This window comes from Mesobacillus sp. LC4 (assembly GCF_053543455.1).
The window spans coordinates 150,003-167,073 of sequence record NZ_JBGCUB010000006.1 but is presented as its reverse complement, the minus strand read 5'-3'; the positions used below and the strand labels follow the sequence as shown (position 1 = coordinate 167,073).

Genomic DNA, 17,071 nt, shown 5'->3' with positions numbered 1-17,071 from the left:
CTGCTCCTCATTCTATGTTTTACGTTTGCTCCTCCCGGGAAGATGAAACTATTAATTTAAATCGCTAGGAGGAATCGGAAATGGCTAAAACGATTTTTATCACAGGAGCTGGCAGCGGGCTTGGCCGTGGGGCTTCACTTGGACTTGCGAAAAAAGGACACAGGGTGATTGCGACGACTGAGCTGACTTCCCAGAAGACGGATCTGATGCGGGAGGCGGAGGAGCAGGGGCTTGATATGGAAGTGTTCAAGCTGGATATTACCAATGAGCGGGATCGTGAGCAAATCAAGGAGTATGATTTTGATGTGTTTGTTGCGAATGCGGCGATCAATGAAGGCGGGCCGCTGGCTGAGGTGCCGATGGACCGGATCCGGGCGCTTTTTGAGGTGAACGTTTTCTCGACGCTGGAAACTGTGCAAATGGCAGCTAAGAAGCTAGTCGAGAAAGGAAGCGGAAAAATCATTTTCATGAGCTCAATGGCAGGAATTTCGGCCACTCCTTATGTCGGACCGTATACGGCGACGAAGCATGCGATCGAGGGAATCGCCCAAACGATGAAGTCGGAGTTGGAAAAGCACAATGTACAAGTAGCGACGATTAACCCGGGAGCATTCGAAACAGGTTTCAACAAGCGAGCGGCCGAGGAAAAGTGGAAGTGGTACGATGAGGAGAAGAATTTTACCAGGAAAGAGGATATGGAAAAGCAGGAGGAAGGGTTAAAGAACCAATTCGATCCTGAGGATATGATTGCGAAAATGGTAGAAATCATCCCTGCAGATCACCATAAATTCCGGAATGTTTATCCTGAGGAGACGGAAAAGCAGCTGAAAAAAACGCAGGAAGAAAGATGGACCATGGATATTTAATTAGAGAGGTGAAGCCTGGCTTTTGTTGAGTGCCAGGCTTCTTCTTGTGTAGCTCCCATCAAATTCAACGTGTAGAGAATGTTTGTTGTGGTATAGCTTAATAGGCGAAATAACCGCAAGGAGGGGAAACCATGGCAAAAAAATCAAATGAGCGAATAAAGAGACAGGATGTAGATGAAAAGCAAACCTGGGATTTAGGGGCTCTTTTTAAAACGAAAAGTGATTGGGAGAAGGAGCTGAAGGCGGTCAAGGATGACTTGCCGGAAGTCACTAAATATAAGGGGAAGCTTGGCGATAGTGCAGGTGAACTGCTGGAATGCCTTGAGGCCAAGGAGAAGCTGTTGGAACGTTTCAACCTTGTGTCAATGTACGCCAATCTGCGGCAATCGGTGGACCATACCGATCCGGAAAGACAGAAGGACGGTGCTAAGGCAAGTGATGCTCAGTCAACTGTCAATTCGGAGCTGGCATTTGTAGAGACGGAAATCATCAAGCTTCCGGAGGGTAAGTTAGATCAATTTTTAAAAGACGAGCCCGGATTGGATCCTTATAAGAAGTATCTGAATGATTTACAGGATCGCAAGCCTCATGCACTCGGAGAGGAAACAGAGCAAACACTTGCAGCTCTTGGGTCACTGTTTAGTTCCCCATATAATATCTACAACCGCGGGAAATTGTCTGATATGCAGTTTGATTCTTTTATCGATGATGAGGGAAATGAAATTCCTTTATCATTTGCATTGTACGCGGGCAAATATGCCTCTTCACCGTCAGCAACCGTACGCCATAATTCATATAAATCTTTTAATAAAGCCTTGAATCAGTATAAGCATACATTCGCAGCAACCTACGCGACCCAGGTGAATCAGGAGGTGGCGATGGCGAAGTTAAGGAACTATGATTCTGTCACCGACATGCTGCTGCATGATCAGCAGGTCACCCGGGAGATGTATGATAACCAGTTGGACATCATCCAGGAAGAGCTCGCTCCGCATATGAGGCGTTATGCTAAACTGAAAAAACGCGTCTTAGGGCTTGATAAGATGACGAATGCTGATCTAAAAGCGCCGCTGGATCCTGAATATAAAATAGAGACCAGCTATGATGAGGCCGCTGAAACGGTTCAGGAAGCGCTCGAAATCATGGGGCAGGAGTACAGCGAAATGATCCAGACGGCTTTATCGGAGAGATGGGTGGACTACGCTGATAATGTAGGCAAGAGTACGGGTGCTTTTTGCTCGAGTCCCTACGGTGCACATCCATATGTCCTGATGACATGGCCGGATACGATGCGCGGTGCCTTCACGCTTGCCCATGAATTAGGGCATGCCGGACATTTTTACCTGGCAGGAAAGAATCAAAGGATGGTCAATACCCGGCCATCTAGATATTTTATCGAAGCGCCTTCGACGATGAATGAAATGCTGCTCGGAAACCACTTGTTATCGAATACGGAGGACAAGCGGAAAAGACGCTGGATCATCCTACAGCTATTGGGGACGTATTATCATAATTTTGTTACCCATTTGCTTGAGGGAGAGCTTCAGCGTAAGGTTTACAATCTGGCTGAAGAAGGTGAACCGCTGACTGCCGACCTATTGTCCAAGTTAAAGCTGGAAGTCCTTGAAAACTTCTGGGGAGATTCTGTTGAAATGGATGAAGGTGCCGGATTGACCTGGATGCACCAGCCGCACTACTATATTTGCTTGTATCCATATACTTATTCAGCCGGGTTAACGGTCTCAACTCTAGTTTCAAAACGAATTCTTGAGGAAGGCGAGCCGGCAGTGGAAAAATGGCTAGACGTATTGAGAGCTGGCGGGACGATGAAGCCACTGGAATTGATCAAAAAGGCTGGAGTCGACATGTCCAAGCCTGAGCCGATCCGCGAGGCAGTCTCGTATGTTGGTGAACTGATTACGGAGCTGGAAGAGAGCTTTGAAGAGTAATTTTATATAATAAAAGGCCGGATCCTAATTTAGGATTCGGCCACAGATTACATATCAATCAGTCGAGATAAAAGCATCGATCCCCTTGCTCTCGATCTCCCGGACGCGAGCTTCGGCATTTTCTCGTTTTGAAAAAGCACCAGCTTGTACACGGTACCAGGTCTCGCCGGAAATCTCCGATGTGGCAATGAAGTTTTCGAATCCTTTTGATTCCAGGTCTGCCGCTCGTTTCTCGGCATTCGCTCTTTGTTTGAAGGAGCCTGCAATCACTTTATAAAGTGTTCCGGGATTAGATGATCCCCCGCCTGGTGGCGTATTTTTTTCTGAAAGGTTGAACGCTTTTGCAATGCCGTTTGCATGCCCCTGGGCAACATTACGCCTCCAGGATTCCTGTTTTATAAGAGCTGCGTCCTGATCATTGTCGATAAAGCCGTTTTCAGAGAGCATGGCATCCATAGTGGATTCGCGCAGTACATGGAAATCTGCTTTTTTCTTTCCTCGGTCACCGAGTTGATTCAGTTTCATCACTTCCGTGTGGATGATGTCCCGGTATCTTGCGGTTGCTGAATTATCCGAAAGCCCGATATAGATATAATCTTCATATCCGCTGGCAGAACCGTTGAAGGAATTGATGTGGATTGATAGGTAAAAGTCAGCGCCCCATGCGTTGGCCTCATCTGTCCGCTGCTGCAGACTTTTTGTCACATCACTTGTCCTGCTCATCCTTACATCGATATTTTCATAGTTGTTTTCCAGAATGGAACGAATTTTAAGTGCAATATCGAGAGTGAAATCTTTTTCCTGAAGATCATTTCCCTGTGCTCCAGGATCCGAGCCGCCATGGCCTGGATCTAAATAAAGTTTCATATAACCTCCTCCTTTTAGTTGGTCTTTATATAATATGTAGGAGAAAAGTATTGGTAAGGGTGCATGTCTCGGCTGGGAAAAGTTAACTTCATTTTGACGGAACATTTCTTGTTTTGGACCGTAAAAGAAATAAGACTTTTTATTTGAGGTGGTAGGATGGAAACGAAAATGCAGACATCGCAAAATGTTGAAATAGAGGGGACCCCGGAAGTAGATTTCAAAAAGATCTTGAATATCATCGGTGTATTCATCTTTGCCGGACTGGCGCTGACCAGTGTCACTAACCCCATGCCAGCAAAATATCTCAAGGAATATTTGCTGTTCATCGGAGGAAGTGCCTTGATTTATTACTTTTTGCTGAACATCTATTTCATCGGGGAAACATGGAGAAAAGTGTTTTATGGATCCCTGGCCGTGCTTGGGATCTGCAGCCTGTCGATGGCGATCTACTTGTTTATTTATTCAACACATTAGGGGTATTAGAGGGGTTTTTCCTAATATGGATGAAAGTGCAATTAATCGTATTTAGTGCGCAATTCCGGCTGTTGAGCGTGCAATTATTGTTTTTACCGTGCAATTCGCGAAATAGAGTGTGCAAATATTGTGTTTAACCGTGCAATTAACCTAAAAGAACGTGTAAATAAGGTTCAATTGTACATTTATCTAAATAATTCGTGTCAATATCAACTATCTGTGCAATTTATATTCAAGAGAAAACTCCCTGTTCTAAGGGATTTTTTTTTGTGAAAAAGTGCTCGTTTAATCGCTGAATAACTAATTCTGAATATTCATAATATATTTACTTCAATAAATTTTGAAAGCGTTACCATTACCATGAGGCTAGTCAGGACGCGGTTTTTGGCTGTTCACATAATCATGTAACATCCTTGAAACAATTCTGGATGTTTGTTAGGTTAAATAACCGTAAGCCCCATGAGGGCAGGAAAAACTTGGACGACATAATTAACATAAGATTTTTTTCTGTGTGGTACGGCTGGTTCGCTTTCATGCCATTTCTATTTGAGAATTCGATTTTATTCTTCAACATTAGCCGATAATTATTGTCTAGCTCCAGCGCCTAGCTCCTCGAGACGTTTCGGTCCGCCCAATGAAGTCAAAGAGCGACTTCACCGGTCGGCCCTCCAACGCTTGTCGGAGCTGATCGAGGCGCTTACGCTTTTCTAACCACTATGTTACTTATTTCGTTTAGGGAAAACGAAAAGGAGAGATTTGGTGTCTTTTGAAGTATTTGTTTCTTTAGCAATTTATTTTATTGCAATGATCCTGATTGGATTGTATGCATACCGCAAAACGTCTGATCTATCAGACTATATGCTTGGCGGTCGTGGTCTTGGGCCTTCGGTAACGGCACTTTCAGCTGGTGCGTCTGATATGAGTGGATGGATGCTGATGGGTTTGCCTGGCGCAATGTACACATCAGGTATTTCCAGTGCCTGGATCGCAATTGGTTTATCGATTGGTGCCTATTTGAACTACCTCATCTTAGCTCCAAGACTTCGAACGTATACGGAGCTGGCAAATGATTCAATCACAATCCCCGATTTCCTTGAAAACCGCTTTTCAGATAGGACGAAAATCCTGCGTTCTGTATCTGCAGTCGTTATTATCATTTTCTTCACGCTGTATACTTCAGCGGGTCTAGTTTCAGGCGGTACTTTGTTTGAGTCGGCATTCGGGCTTGATTATCGTATGGGCTTGTTCGTGACAGCTGGTGTAGTTATTGTTTATACACTATTCGGTGGTTTCCTTGCTGTTAGTTTGACTGACTTTGTTCAAGGTGTCATCATGTTCCTTGCTCTTGTCCTTGTGCCTGTGGTTGCTTTTACAGAGCTTGGAGGACCTGGAAATGTCATGGACACTGTTGGAGCGATTGATCCTACATTGATGGATCTTTTCAAAGGTACGACATTCCTTGGTATCGTTTCTCTATTGGCATGGGGTCTTGGTTACTTTGGCCAGCCTCATATCATCGTGCGCTTTATGGCGATCAAATCAGTGGATGAGCTGAAGCCTGCGCGCAGAATCGCGATGACTTGGATGATCGTTTCCATCATCGGTGCTTTGGCTGTTGGTCTTGTCGGAATCGCTTATGTACAAGTGAACAATGTAACGCTTGAAAATCCTGAGACAGTATTCATCATGTTTGCGAACATCCTGTTCAATCCTTATATCACTGGATTCCTGCTCGCTGCGATTTTGGCCGCGATCATGAGTACCATTTCTTCACAGCTGCTCGTTACTTCAAGTGCATTGACGGAGGACTTTTACAAAGCGTTCTTCCGCCGCGAAGCAAGTGACAAAGAATTGGTATTTGTCGGCCGTGCAGCCGTATTGCTTGTCGCATTAGTAGGTATTGCACTTTCTTATACGCCTAATGATACAATTCTTTCATTGGTCGGTAATGCATGGGCTGGATTTGGTGCAGCATTCGGACCAGTCATGCTGCTGAGCCTGTACTGGAAGCAGATGAACCGTTGGGGTGCGCTTGCCGGTATCGTCGTCGGTGCATTGACCGTCATCATCTGGATCAGTATCGATGGATTGTCAGCATTCTTGTATGAAATGGTCCCTGGATTCTTCTTAAGCTTGATTGCCGTCATTGTGGTAAGTAAAATCACAACTGGACCAGGCAAAGCGGTAAAAGAAGAGTTTAAAGAAATGGAAAACATTATGTCTGAGTAAATATAGAAGAAAAGGGCTGCCAGTATATATTGCTGGCAGCCCTTTATTTGAATTTTTCCGGCTTTTTTACAAAGCTTTCAATGATGTATCCACAGTCCGTGCAAATAATGTGGAGAATTTCAGAGCCGAGGCTCATCACCTTGTTTTCGGGATACATAACTGCATATCCAGCCTGCTTACCTTTACCGATTTCTGTACCACCGCATTTAGGACATTCTTTTGCATAGTTCATAGTAATCATCCCTTTCGTAAATGCTTATAGTGAATCTACGTATGGGTATGATGGAAGTTTCAAGAATCTATTCATGTGGTGGGTTTGAAATGAGGTGAGACGGTGCTTGCGAGGTGTTAAAAGCCGGAAATGGGGTATTTCTCTGAAAATGGACATATAGAAAAATTCTATAAGCCCATATACGGTGACTGCCACACGAAGGGTCATTCATATAGAACACATCAATATGCTGAAAGAGGAGTAAGCCTGTAAAAGGTTGTCGAAAGATCAAAAAGAAGAAATGTAGTAAATGCACAGAATCCTATCAAATCAGTCATCATAATTTGTGGATAAATCATAAATGTTGGAGAATACTACCTTTTGTAAAATACAGAGGTTAAACATGCCTCTATTGGAAAAAGGAGTGATTCTCATGTTGAAGAAGTTTGCGGTTGTGCTTTTTGCAGTGTTGATGGTCATGTCGGCAGCGAATCCTGGATTTGCTGCGGACAACTCGGGGAACAAAAAGGATATTGTCGATACGGCAGTAGCTGCAGGCAATTTTAAAATTCTCGCAGCTGCCCTCGAGAAAGCAGGTCTGGTTGAAACGTTGAAAGGGGAAGGGCCGTTCACCGTTTTCGCGCCGACAGATGAAGCGTTCAATAAGCTTTTGAAGGATTTAGGAATTACAGCAGATCAGTTATTAGCAAGAAAGGCTCTTAAGGATATCCTGCTGTACCATGTGCTTCCTGGCAAAGTCATGTCCGGTGACTTGAAGGAAGGCATGCAGGCACAGACACTTGCGAAGAAAAATGTAACCATCTCACTTGACCCTGTTCAAGTAAATGATGCAAATGTCGTAACTCCAGATGTTGAAGCGTCTAACGGTGTCATCCATGTTATTGATAAAGTATTGCTGCCAAAATAATTGTGCATGACTGGATCCGGTAAGGATTCAGTCTTTTTCATGTTCACAACGTTCACCTCCATAGACATACATTTGTAAAAACGGTATAATTAATTCGGTTTTCGAAATATGTTGTACAACTTAGAAGGTGAATGTATGCAGAAAGAAAAATTATGGACGAAGGATTTCATTTCGGTTTCACTTGTGAATTTCGTGATGATGCTTTCTATGTATCTATTGATTGTGACGATGGCTTCCTATGCGACCGATGCTTATGATGCGTCAACGAGCATGGCCGGACTTGCTTCGAGTATTTTTATTATCGGCGTTCTTTTTGCCAGGCTGTATGGGGGCAAAGAGGTTGCGAGAATCGGCAGTAAAAGGATGCTGATTGGCGGGATTTTGTTTTTCGTTGTGATTACTGCTCTTTATCTCATTCCCTCCAATATTTATGTCCTGCTGGTTGTCCGTTTTCTCCACGGTATCGGCATTGGGTTTGCGTCCACCGCCACGGGAACGATTGTGGCACAGGTGGTTCCAGCCAGCAGGAAAGGCGAAGGAATCAGCTATTTTAGCTTGAGCGTGATTTTATCGACAGCGATCGGTCCACTGATCGGCCTGCCGATGATCAGCCAATATGGCTACGAAAGCATGTTCATTTTTTCGCTCATAGTCGGTATGTTTTGTTTGCCGATAGCCCTTATGGTAAAAGAACCAGTTGTGGATAGTAGTGCCGCAGATGCCCGCAGCAGGGGATTCAATTTGGCGAAATACCTGGAACCCAATGCTTTGCCAGTATCAATCGTTATGTTCGTCATTGCGCTTGCATACTCTGGGACGCTTTCGTTCATCGCGTCATTCGCGAAGGAAGCGGATCTGACAGAGGCGGGGAGCATGTACTTCTTTGTTTACGCAATGGCCGTCTTGTTTTCACGTCCGTTCACAGGGAAGCTGATGGACGCAAAAGGAGCGAATTTCGTTGCTTATCCCGCCATGATGGCTTTTGCGTTAGGGATGTTTACCTTGAGTCAGGCGAATTCAGGTGCTGTCTTCCTCCTGGCTGCCGCGCTCATCGGGTTAGGGTACGGAAACTTTCAATCTGTCGCCCAGACGGTCGCCATCAAAATGACGCCGCCGCATCGCATGGGGCTTGCCACCTCGACCTTTTTCATCATGATGGATATCGGAATAGGCGTCGGCCCATTCCTGCTTGGATACATGGTGCCGGACTACGGTTATCGCGGACTGTATCTGGCAATGGTGCCGTTGATCATCGCCGGAGTGTTTATCTACTACACTCTTCATGGAAAAAAAGAAAAAAGGCTTACGCAGAGTGTGTAAACAAAAACCTCGCCGGGAATTGGCGAGGTTTTTGTTTATGGTTGAAAGGACGGGGCATAGCCACATTTTTCAGGTCATGCGTGATTATGTGTCTCCATAAGATTGATGGATGTCGCTTTTTTTAGGTCATGCGTGATTATGTGTCTCCATAAGGCTAATGGGTGCCGCTTTCTTCAGAACACAAGTGAAAAAGTGTCTCCATAAGGGTGATGGGTGCTGCTTTCTTCAGAACACAAGTGAAAAAGTGTCTCCATAAGGCCGATGGATGTCGCTTTCTTCAAAACCCACGCGAAAAAGTGTCTCCATAAGGCTAATGGGTGCCGCTTTCTTCAGAACACAAGTGAAAAAGTGTCTCCATAAGGTTGATGGATGTCGCTTTCTTGAGAACACACGCAAAAAAGTGTCTCCATTTTTACTTCACCAAAAACAAATAGACTGCAAACAAGCTCATGTTCAATGAGTTTGTCCACAGTCTGAGTGGCGCAGGATCTAGGTGGGGTTTCTGTTTACAAAGTTGGTGCGTAGTTTGTATTTTGTTCAGCATCGGTTTTCTCTGCTAGTTCTTCCATTTCCATATGTGTTTGCGGGAAACCGTTGGCCTGCCATTCTGCGCGCATGGCGGAGTCAAGCTGGGTGAGGCCTCTTTCTGCTGGGTCTATGCCCGCATCGACACTCTCCATTTGGTCGATTTTCTCGCTGTTTCTCATGTCTATATCCTCAAGAAAACGAATCGCGTCCCGTTGGCTCTTGCGATAAGCAGCTGTCAGCAATACGGCACCGCCAGCTGAAAGCAAAGAAGCCAGTACAAAGTTTTTGGTCGAATTCTTCATTTTCGTTTCCCTCCATACAAAAATAACTCCTCTTAAAAGTCTATATTCCCGTTTTTTGTGACTTAAAAGAGTCCAGTTATTTACGTTTTTGTTTCAGAAGGGAAGCATGGATTGCTATTTATTTTTCCATCATCTTCTGATCTAGGTGTTCGAGGATCATTCCCCAGGCTGAATCGTGGCGGCTCTTGGATTTTTCATGAGGAAATCCTTTGTGAGTCAGGCTTAGGTAAGTGCCATTCTCCCTTGGTTCAAGTTCGATGGTCACCACGGTTTCAGCACCCTCGGTTCCTCCAGCACCTGTTATCCAGGTGAATTCAATGAGTCGATCCTGGATCAACCGAAGAAATCTGCCATAATGCGGATGGCGCTGCTCAACAGAATCTTCTTCTGTTTTAAAGACTGTTTCGAAAAAAAATACAGAATTGACTTCAGCCTTCATGATCAGCGTTCCAGGGGCGGCAAACCATTCGTCGAACTTCTCTGTCCATGCCGCAAAAAGAACATCAGGTGAAGAGGACATGCTGCGCTCTACTGTGAAGCCAAACGGTCTGGCTGAAAGATTGGGAACTGTGATTGGATCCATTATCATGTCTCCTTATGTAGTGGGATATCTTTCTTTTAAAAATGCAACAGATTGATTGATTAATGCTTTTAAAACTTCTACATCGATATCAGCTATTTTGTTTATGTACACACATGCTTTTCCTGAAGTATGCTTGCCGAACTTCTCCAGCAATGCCTCTCTATCTGTGTCGCCGGTGGCAAAATACAAACTGATTTTCGCTTTCCGAGGCGAGAAACCCACGAGTGGCGCGTCGCCTTCGTGACCAGAATCATACTTGTAATGGTAGGATCCAAACCCGATGATACTAGGTCCCCACATTTTTGCTTGGTAACCTGTCGTTTCTGTGAAGATATCCAATAACCTGTAAGCATCCTCACGCTTTTTGGGGCTGTCGACGTTTTCGATGAACTCGATGACACTATTGTCATTTTCCTTTGTTTTTAGTTCATACATGGATCAAAAGTTCTCCTTTCGCTTGAATATTATCTATGTTGGTCAACTAGTATCTGATTGCCGTCAGGATCTTCAATCGTAAAATGAGCCGGACCTTCTCCGGATTCCTCTGCCTCAGTCAAAAACTTAATCCCTTTTCCTTTCAGCTGCTTTTGCAGTTCGCGAACATCCGTGAAGCTTTCCAGATTTTCGGCATTCTCATTCCAGCCGGGATTAAAGGTAAGGATATTCTTTTCAAACATCCCCTGGAACAAACCAATAATGCAATTTTCATTCTTAAGAATCAGCCAGTTTTGACTGATGTCTCCTCCAAAGGCTTGAAATCCAAGGTTTTCGTAAAACGTTTTTGAAGCTGCAATGTCTTTAACAGTCAAGCTTACAGAAAATGCACCGAGTTTCATATCCACTACCGTCCTTTTATTGTATTGAATCTTCTGAAATATTTCTCAGTTCTAGTATAGACAAGCATTTTGGAATTTACAATCAAGCCTCCATTAAATCCAAAAAACACCTTTGTCATAATTCGTTCATAGCTTTTCAACAGAATTGTGACTTATGTCACAACGCAGTCTCTTTTTGAGCAGAATTTGATATCTTAATAGTGTAATAATAATAAAATAAATTATTGGAGTGAGGAACATGTTTGCTAAATGGTTAAGAGAAAACAATGTTGCTACTGGTCTATTGGCTGTTATTAGAATATGGCTTGGATATAACTGGATGACTGCTGGGTGGGGTAAATTGACTGGAGGATTCGACGCATCTGGATACTTGAAAAACGCGGTAGCGAATCCTGTTAAAGGTCCAGATGGAAGCATGGTGTACGGCTGGTACGTGAACTTCCTTGAAAGCTTTGCACTACCGAACGTCGACTTGTTCAACACAATCGTTCCGCTAGGTGAATTCTTAGTTGGTCTTGGTTTGCTCCTTGGAACTCTGACAACTGCTGCGATGTTCTTCGGTCTGGTGATGAACTTCAGCTTCTTCCTGGCTGGAACCGTATCTCACAACCCAACAGACATCTTCTTCGGCTTCATCATTCTGTTCGCAGGCTATAACGCTGGTAAATACGGTTTAGATCGCTGGGTTGTACCTTACATCCGCAAAACAGTATTCAGACGCGGAGAAGAAGTGAAACGAAACGCTGTATAACTTGATTTAAATCCCCCTTTTATATAATTTGGCTGCCGGAAACCCGGCAGCCTTTTTTATACATAGTTCCTCCAGAACTGACTGAGTAATTACAAAAAGCATAGGAATCCAATCCTATGCTTTCAAGTGTCACCTTCCGAAGAAGCCGTCCATGGCCTCACGGAAGTCTTCGAACATGCCGTCCCTGTTTCTGTCGGTGCGGATGTCGTCGGCGAATGTACCCATTCTGTCGTATGCGTTACGGTCGACCGAAACGTATACATTGTCGATTCTGTTATTTGCCTGGCGTACTCTTTGTTCGATTTGCTGTTCCAGCTGCCCATTTTTGCCGTTCATAGTGTTACCAGCTGCGTTTCCATTCATGTCTGTATTGCCAATTCCATTCATGTTGCCCATGCCGTTATTATTATCATTGTCAAAAACATTGTTGCGATTTGTGTTGCCAGCATTTTGACGATCTCCATTTCCGGCATCACCTTTGCCGTCAATGATTCCATCATTTCCATCACGGCTGTCATCCTGGTCTACTCGTCCATTCTCGGCAAAAGTCCTGCCGTTTCCATCCAGAGCATCATTGATTTCTGCATTACCGTCGTTCTCCAAATTATTGTCCGCTAGGCGAACAGCGACATATGCGTTGTTTTCCGAGATAATGACGCGTGCGTCGTCTACTTCTGGCATCTGTTCAACCTGACGCTCTGCACGATCTGCCAGCTGAAGCTTGTTGTTTTCTGTAGCTGGTCCGCGTCTGACCTGCGAGATTTCGACCTGCTGATCACGGTTATTGTCAGCTGCGTTGTTATTGGCACCGCATCCGGCCAAGCCCATTGTGAAAACAGCACAGCCTGCGATAATGATCGATTTTTTCATTCTGATCACTCCTAGTTGGTATTGTCGTCTTTATGATGGCTAGAATCTGGAGGGATATGCAGGGGAGAAGGCAATTTTTTTAAAAGATGCGGAATGAAGACTTTATAAAAAAAGATTCTGTTTAAAGGGCGTGGTCACGATTCGTTCAAAACATTTCAACAGAAATGTGAAATCATTCACAAATAACCCTATTTTCGAGATTAATTTGATATCTTATAAGTGTACTAATACTAATTAACTTATTGGAGTGAGGAACATGTTAGCAAAATGGCTAAGAGAAAACAATGTTGCTGCTGGTATATTGACTGTCATTAGGGTATGGCTAGGATACAACTGGATGACAGCTGGTTGGGGTAAATTGACTGGGGAAGGCTTCGACGCATCTGGATACTTGAAGAACGCAGTGGCGAATCCTGTTAAAGGCCCAGATGGAAGCATGGTGTACGGCTGGTACGTGAACTTCCTTGAAAGCTTTGCAATCCCGAACGTCGATCTGTTCAATACAATCGTGCCGTTAGGAGAATTCTTAGTAGGTCTTGGTCTGATTCTTGGTACATTGACAACTGCTGCGATGTTCTTCGGTCTGGTGATGAACTTCAGTTTCTTCCTTGCCGGAACAGTATCTCATAACCCAACAGACATCTTCTTCGGATTCATCATCCTTGCCGCTGGATTCAACGCAGGTAAATACGGTTTAGACCGCTGGGTTGTTCCATTCATCCGCAAAACAGTTTTCAAGCGGGAAGAAGACATAACACGCAACGCTGCTTAACTAGATTTAACTCCCCCTTTAAAATATATTAGCTGCCGGGAATTCCCGGCAGCTTTTTTATAGGTCATTGTTATTTCTGAGAATTTTGTATTTCCTTATCTTGTACAGAAGACCTTGCCTTGTGATGCCGAGTGCTTCGGCAGCACGTGCCTGGTTTCCATTTTCGCTTGTCAAAGCGGTTTCGATCACTTCTTTTTCAACCTTTTCCAGATGTTCTGGTAAAGAAAAATCGTCAGTCAGTTCGATAGGAGCATCAGATATTTCAGCCTCTTTTGCAGAAAAATGATTCTGGATCTCCTCAGGAAAATCCTCGAGAATCAATTGTCCTGACCGGGAGAGGACGGTTGCCCTGGATAAGGCATTTTGCAATTCACGGATATTGCCTGGCCATGGATAGGAAGTGAGTTTTGTTAAAAGATTTTTTGAAATTGAATAGCTGCCGCTATGTTCTTCTTCAAACTGTTCCAGAAATTGTTCGACGAGCAAGGGAATGTCTTCTATGCGCTCCCGTAATGGAGGCAATTTGATGCCAATGATATTCAATCGGTAGTACAAGTCTTCACGAAACTCACCATTCTGGACCATCTCCCATAAATTACGGTTGGTGGCCGCGATGATCCGAACGTCTGAAAAAACCTCCCTGGAAGTGCCGAGCGGTGTAAAGGTCTTGTCCTGGGTGAATTGCAGGAGCTTTGCCTGCACATCCAGTGAGATCTCACCGATTTCATCCAGAAATAGAGTGCCTTTGTCGGCAGCAGCGCACTTGCCTTCCTGGGACCGGACAGCGCCGGTAAAAGCACCTTTCTCGTAGCCGAATAATTCGCTTTCCAACAGGTTCGAGGGGATGGCGGCGCAATTGACTTTAATGAATGGACCTAACCTCCGGGTGCTCTCGAGATGCACAGCGTGTGCCCCGCGAGATTTCCCGGTCCCGCTTTCTCCTTCTAGCAGTATGGTGATGTCCTGCTTGGCGACTCTTTCGATTAACGAGTAGACCTCCTGCATTTTTGGGCTTTTGCCGATCATTCCATGAAGGTCATATTTTTGCTGGACAGCCTGCTTTAACTCTTTGTTTTCTTGTTTCAAATGCTTCATTTCAAATGCCCGTTTGATGACGACCTTTAGTTCATCCGCCTTGATTGGCTTTGTTAAATAGTCATAAGCCCCCATTTTCATCGCTTTGACAGCATCCTCGATATCTCCGTAAGCAGTACAAGGAATGAAAACAGCATCAGGGAAAGCAGGCGCCCACTTTTCCAGCAGCTTTAGCCCAGTCGTATCCGGCAGAAGGAAATCCAGTAAAACAAGGTCAATGTTCTCGCTTTCCATAAGCCTTTGAGCGATTTTGCCTGTTTCGGCTTCGATGACAGCATACCCTTCCTTCTGTAAGGTCAGCTTTGTCAGGCGGCGGAATTTTTCATTATCTTCAACTAACAAGATTGTTTTTTTCATAGTGATCGCCTTTCTCGTGCTTTTTCAATGAAATCAGGAAGGACGTTCCTTCACCCATTTCACTTTCTACTTCGATATGGCCGTTATGGGAAGAAATAATATCATGGGTAATCCATAACCCCAGTCCAGTACCTTCTTGTTTGGTAGAAAAGAAAGGATTGAAGATACGTTTGATCTTCTGCTGGGGAATTCCGATTCCATCATCTTTTATCTGTATTTCAATAGTATCACTATTCGGCTTTTCCATGGAAACGGTGATTTGGCCATGATGGGAAACCGCCTCAATACTATTGATAAAAAGATTGATGAGAGCCTGAATCATCTGGTTTCTGTCCCCTTTAACAAAGTAATCCTCACCATCAGCCTCAAGAGTGGCGTGAATCTGCTTTTTCCTGAACTGATGGGATAAAAGCTGAAGGGTTTCGGAAGCCACTGTTTTCATGTTAAAAACAGATTCGTCCTTTTTGTTTTCCCTGCTGAATTGAAGGAACCTTCTAACGAGATGGTCCAGGCGCTGTATTTCATCCTGAATATCCGATGCCGCTTCAGAAATGATTTTAACGGAAGCAGCCTCATTCTCGCTGGCAGCTGTCATTTCCTCTATTTCGCTTGCGATTAGATCACTCGCAAGTTGGACAGTTCCAAGTGGATTCTTTACCTCGTGGGCCAGCCCGGCAGTCATCTGGCCGATTGCAACCAGTTGTTCTGAACGTTGAATATGAGTTTCCAGCTGGCGGACCTTTGTAACATCCCAAAAGGTGATCAGTACCCCGATGACTTGATCATTTTCATCTAATAGTGGGGAACTGGATTGCTTGATGATTTTCTTGCCGCCTTTATTTTCAAAGGTAAAGTCCTCTTCAAGACCGTCAAATTTCCTTGATACATGCTTGCACTGCTCAAAATGATTTCGAAAAGACAGCGGCAGGACAGAGACCGATTTTCCAACGACTTTTTCTTTTTGGATATTCAATAAATCACCGGCAGTTGTATTCATTGAACTGATGAAGCCTTCAGGATTGATCGCAAAGACGCCGAAAGGGAAGGATTCCAGAATTAACTGCAATTGTCGCTCATGTGAAACTAAGCTTTCAGCCATATACTTCATGGTACTGGACAAGGTTTGGATCTCATCCTCTTTTTCCAGTACAGGAACAAACCAGTCTCCGCCTTTTGCATAACTCGCTGCCTGCTGGGTGAGGGCTTTGATCGGCTTGATGATCCAGCGGATACCGAAAATAAGCAAGGTGAGTGCCGCTAAAAATATCAGGATGAAGCCCTTCCATAAAATATCCTTCAAAGAATCAATGACAGCATTTGCTTCTGTCAGCGGGATGGAGGTAGCTGTATAAAATGGCAAACGATCCACGGGATTATAGGCTACGAGGGAATCTTCACTCCAGAGTTCGCCCCTGTAGACCCCAGTCCGGTCCAGGAAGGCCTCCCGTGCAAATGGATACTCACCAAGCAAGCTTCCGGACTTGCTGAAATCATTCGTATCAAACAACACCTTACCTTCATTGTTAAAAAGAAAGCTGTGGCCGTGATCACCGATGACATTTTGTTTGAAGTATTTCTGTAAATATACAAGGCTTACATAAGCAATCAGCCCGCCATCAACTTCTGCTTCTTCATCAGCCTGGAATGGAACGATAATTAAAAGTGTTGGCTCTCCGTTCATTTTTGCGATTGAGTCAGCGACAAAAGAGCTTCGACGCCATTTCAGCTCAGCATACAAGCTGGCTTCAGCAGAATTCAGCTTGGAATCACTTTCGATAAAAGGAGCTTTATAGACGATTCTTTCCTTCTCATCATTGACAATCTGGATTCTTTTAAAGAAAGGATCATTTACGACGAGGTTGGTCAGTACGCCTTCCAACTTACCCGTCTCTCCAGCCTGATTTTCAACGATATTCTCAAGCAGCTGGATTTTCAGGTTGAATAGGTCACTCGTCTTGTCAGACATGACTCTTGTCACCTGGATCGCCTGATTCTCAGTCTGATTTTTTATGATATCTCTTGAAGAAGTGGCAGCGAGAATGAATATGATCAGGAGAGGAATAAAAATGATGATGGTAGTAAGATATAAAAACCTTTTGGTTAATCGTGATGGATAAAGTCTTTTCATTCGAT

17 protein-coding genes are annotated in these 17,071 nt (G+C 44.3%); 8 read left to right on the top strand and 9 right to left on the bottom strand.

Annotated features, from left to right (window positions below; translation table 11 throughout):
• Window positions 1-80 precede the first annotated feature (80 nt).
• Together AB5I83_RS18605 and pepF are read left to right on the top strand one after the other, a co-directional pair.
• Window positions 81-866 carry an SDR family oxidoreductase gene (locus AB5I83_RS18605; RefSeq protein WP_448977478.1) on the top strand — a complete coding sequence of 262 codons (786 nt, stop codon included), beginning with the start codon at window positions 81-83 and terminating at the stop codon, window positions 864-866.
• Window positions 867-997: 131 nt separating this feature from the next.
• Complete coding sequence (gene pepF / locus AB5I83_RS18600; protein ID WP_448977476.1) at window positions 998-2,815, top strand: oligoendopeptidase F; 1,818 nt, start codon at window positions 998-1,000, stop codon at window positions 2,813-2,815.
• A gap of 54 nt (window positions 2,816-2,869) precedes the next feature.
• On the opposite strand, the gene AB5I83_RS18595 is transcribed toward pepF, so the two are convergent.
• Window positions 2,870-3,682: an N-acetylmuramoyl-L-alanine amidase gene (locus AB5I83_RS18595; RefSeq protein WP_448977474.1), complete on the bottom strand. Its 813-nt coding sequence runs from the start codon at window positions 3,680-3,682 to the stop codon at window positions 2,870-2,872.
• Window positions 3,683-3,838: 156 nt separating this feature from the next.
• On the opposite strand from AB5I83_RS18595, the gene AB5I83_RS18590 reads away from it, so the two are divergent.
• Together AB5I83_RS18590 and putP are read left to right on the top strand one after the other, a co-directional pair.
• The gene (locus AB5I83_RS18590) at window positions 3,839-4,156 is read left to right on the top strand and encodes a hypothetical protein (protein WP_448977472.1); all 318 of its coding nucleotides are present in this window, start codon (window positions 3,839-3,841) and stop codon (window positions 4,154-4,156) included.
• 759 nt (window positions 4,157-4,915) lie between these two features.
• Window positions 4,916-6,385, top strand: coding sequence for a sodium/proline symporter PutP (gene putP / locus AB5I83_RS18585; RefSeq protein WP_448977470.1), 1,470 nt, complete (start codon window positions 4,916-4,918; stop codon window positions 6,383-6,385).
• Window positions 6,386-6,428: 43 nt separating this feature from the next.
• On the opposite strand, the gene AB5I83_RS18580 is transcribed toward putP, so the two are convergent.
• Window positions 6,429-6,617 (bottom strand): transcription initiation factor TFIIIB, encoded by a 189-nt coding sequence (locus AB5I83_RS18580; protein ID WP_448977468.1) that lies wholly within the window; start codon window positions 6,615-6,617, stop codon window positions 6,429-6,431.
• Window positions 6,618-7,029: 412 nt separating this feature from the next.
• On the opposite strand from AB5I83_RS18580, the gene AB5I83_RS18575 reads away from it, so the two are divergent.
• A complete protein-coding gene (locus AB5I83_RS18575; protein WP_448977466.1) occupies window positions 7,030-7,524 on the top strand; it encodes a fasciclin domain-containing protein in 495 nt (164 codons plus the stop codon).
• A 135-nt stretch (window positions 7,525-7,659) separates the two neighbouring features.
• Window positions 7,660-8,844: an MFS transporter gene (locus tag AB5I83_RS18570; RefSeq protein WP_448977464.1), complete on the top strand. Its 1,185-nt coding sequence runs from the start codon at window positions 7,660-7,662 to the stop codon at window positions 8,842-8,844.
• A gap of 506 nt (window positions 8,845-9,350) precedes the next feature.
• Here AB5I83_RS18570 and AB5I83_RS18565 read toward each other — a convergent pair.
• The 4 genes from AB5I83_RS18565 to AB5I83_RS18550 form a co-directional block, all read right to left on the bottom strand.
• Window positions 9,351-9,674, bottom strand: coding sequence for a hypothetical protein (locus tag AB5I83_RS18565; protein WP_448977462.1), 324 nt, complete (start codon window positions 9,672-9,674; stop codon window positions 9,351-9,353).
• A 118-nt stretch (window positions 9,675-9,792) separates the two neighbouring features.
• Window positions 9,793-10,257, bottom strand: coding sequence for an SRPBCC family protein (locus tag AB5I83_RS18560; protein ID WP_448977460.1), 465 nt, complete (start codon window positions 10,255-10,257; stop codon window positions 9,793-9,795).
• A 12-nt stretch (window positions 10,258-10,269) separates the two neighbouring features.
• Window positions 10,270-10,692, bottom strand: a complete 423-nt coding sequence (locus AB5I83_RS18555; RefSeq protein WP_448977458.1) for a DUF1801 domain-containing protein — start codon at window positions 10,690-10,692, stop codon at window positions 10,270-10,272.
• A gap of 29 nt (window positions 10,693-10,721) precedes the next feature.
• Window positions 10,722-11,093, bottom strand: a complete 372-nt coding sequence (locus AB5I83_RS18550; protein WP_226647197.1) for a VOC family protein — start codon at window positions 11,091-11,093, stop codon at window positions 10,722-10,724.
• Between the two features lie 238 nt (window positions 11,094-11,331).
• Between AB5I83_RS18550 and AB5I83_RS18545 the strand changes: the two genes are divergently transcribed.
• Window positions 11,332-11,844 (top strand): DoxX family membrane protein, encoded by a 513-nt coding sequence (locus tag AB5I83_RS18545; RefSeq protein WP_448977456.1) that lies wholly within the window; start codon window positions 11,332-11,334, stop codon window positions 11,842-11,844.
• A gap of 129 nt (window positions 11,845-11,973) precedes the next feature.
• On the opposite strand, the gene AB5I83_RS18540 is transcribed toward AB5I83_RS18545, so the two are convergent.
• Window positions 11,974-12,714, bottom strand: coding sequence for a YhcN/YlaJ family sporulation lipoprotein (locus AB5I83_RS18540; protein ID WP_448977454.1), 741 nt, complete (start codon window positions 12,712-12,714; stop codon window positions 11,974-11,976).
• 256 nt (window positions 12,715-12,970) lie between these two features.
• On the opposite strand from AB5I83_RS18540, the gene AB5I83_RS18535 reads away from it, so the two are divergent.
• Complete coding sequence (locus tag AB5I83_RS18535; RefSeq protein ID WP_448977452.1) at window positions 12,971-13,486, top strand: DoxX family membrane protein; 516 nt, start codon at window positions 12,971-12,973, stop codon at window positions 13,484-13,486.
• A gap of 57 nt (window positions 13,487-13,543) precedes the next feature.
• On the opposite strand, the gene AB5I83_RS18530 is transcribed toward AB5I83_RS18535, so the two are convergent.
• Entirely contained in the window at window positions 13,544-14,938 is a 1,395-nt protein-coding gene (locus AB5I83_RS18530) for a sigma-54-dependent transcriptional regulator (RefSeq protein WP_448977450.1), read from the bottom strand.
• Window positions 14,913-17,066, bottom strand: a complete 2,154-nt coding sequence (locus AB5I83_RS18525) for an ATP-binding protein (protein WP_448977448.1) — start codon at window positions 17,064-17,066, stop codon at window positions 14,913-14,915. The genes AB5I83_RS18530 and AB5I83_RS18525 overlap by 26 nt, the downstream gene beginning before the upstream one ends.
• Window positions 17,067-17,071 lie beyond the last annotated feature (5 nt).

What these genes read in the sequence shown, in the direction of transcription:
- AB5I83_RS18605 (WP_448977478.1), top strand. Translation starts at nt 81, where the DNA reads ATGGCTAAAACGATTTTTATCACAGGAGCTGGCAGCGGGCTTGGCCGT.
- pepF (WP_448977476.1), top strand. Translation starts at nt 998, where the DNA reads ATGGCAAAAAAATCAAATGAGCGAATAAAGAGACAGGATGTAGATGAA.
- AB5I83_RS18595 (WP_448977474.1), bottom strand. Translation starts at nt 3,682, where the DNA reads ATGAAACTTTATTTAGATCCAGGCCATGGCGGCTCGGATCCTGGAGCA.
- AB5I83_RS18590 (WP_448977472.1), top strand. Translation starts at nt 3,839, where the DNA reads ATGGAAACGAAAATGCAGACATCGCAAAATGTTGAAATAGAGGGGACC.
- AB5I83_RS18580 (WP_448977468.1), bottom strand. Translation starts at nt 6,617, where the DNA reads ATGAACTATGCAAAAGAATGTCCTAAATGCGGTGGTACAGAAATCGGT.
- AB5I83_RS18575 (WP_448977466.1), top strand. Translation starts at nt 7,030, where the DNA reads ATGTTGAAGAAGTTTGCGGTTGTGCTTTTTGCAGTGTTGATGGTCATG.
- AB5I83_RS18570 (WP_448977464.1), top strand. Translation starts at nt 7,660, where the DNA reads ATGCAGAAAGAAAAATTATGGACGAAGGATTTCATTTCGGTTTCACTT.
- AB5I83_RS18565 (WP_448977462.1), bottom strand. Translation starts at nt 9,674, where the DNA reads ATGAAGAATTCGACCAAAAACTTTGTACTGGCTTCTTTGCTTTCAGCT.
- AB5I83_RS18560 (WP_448977460.1), bottom strand. Translation starts at nt 10,257, where the DNA reads ATGGATCCAATCACAGTTCCCAATCTTTCAGCCAGACCGTTTGGCTTC.
- AB5I83_RS18555 (WP_448977458.1), bottom strand. Translation starts at nt 10,692, where the DNA reads ATGTATGAACTAAAAACAAAGGAAAATGACAATAGTGTCATCGAGTTC.
- AB5I83_RS18550 (WP_226647197.1), bottom strand. Translation starts at nt 11,093, where the DNA reads ATGAAACTCGGTGCATTTTCTGTAAGCTTGACTGTTAAAGACATTGCA.
- AB5I83_RS18545 (WP_448977456.1), top strand. Translation starts at nt 11,332, where the DNA reads ATGTTTGCTAAATGGTTAAGAGAAAACAATGTTGCTACTGGTCTATTG.
- AB5I83_RS18540 (WP_448977454.1), bottom strand. Translation starts at nt 12,714, where the DNA reads ATGAAAAAATCGATCATTATCGCAGGCTGTGCTGTTTTCACAATGGGC.
- AB5I83_RS18535 (WP_448977452.1), top strand. Translation starts at nt 12,971, where the DNA reads ATGTTAGCAAAATGGCTAAGAGAAAACAATGTTGCTGCTGGTATATTG.
- AB5I83_RS18530 (WP_448977450.1), bottom strand. Translation starts at nt 14,938, where the DNA reads ATGAAAAAAACAATCTTGTTAGTTGAAGATAATGAAAAATTCCGCCGC.
- AB5I83_RS18525 (WP_448977448.1), bottom strand. Translation starts at nt 17,066, where the DNA reads ATGAAAAGACTTTATCCATCACGATTAACCAAAAGGTTTTTATATCTT.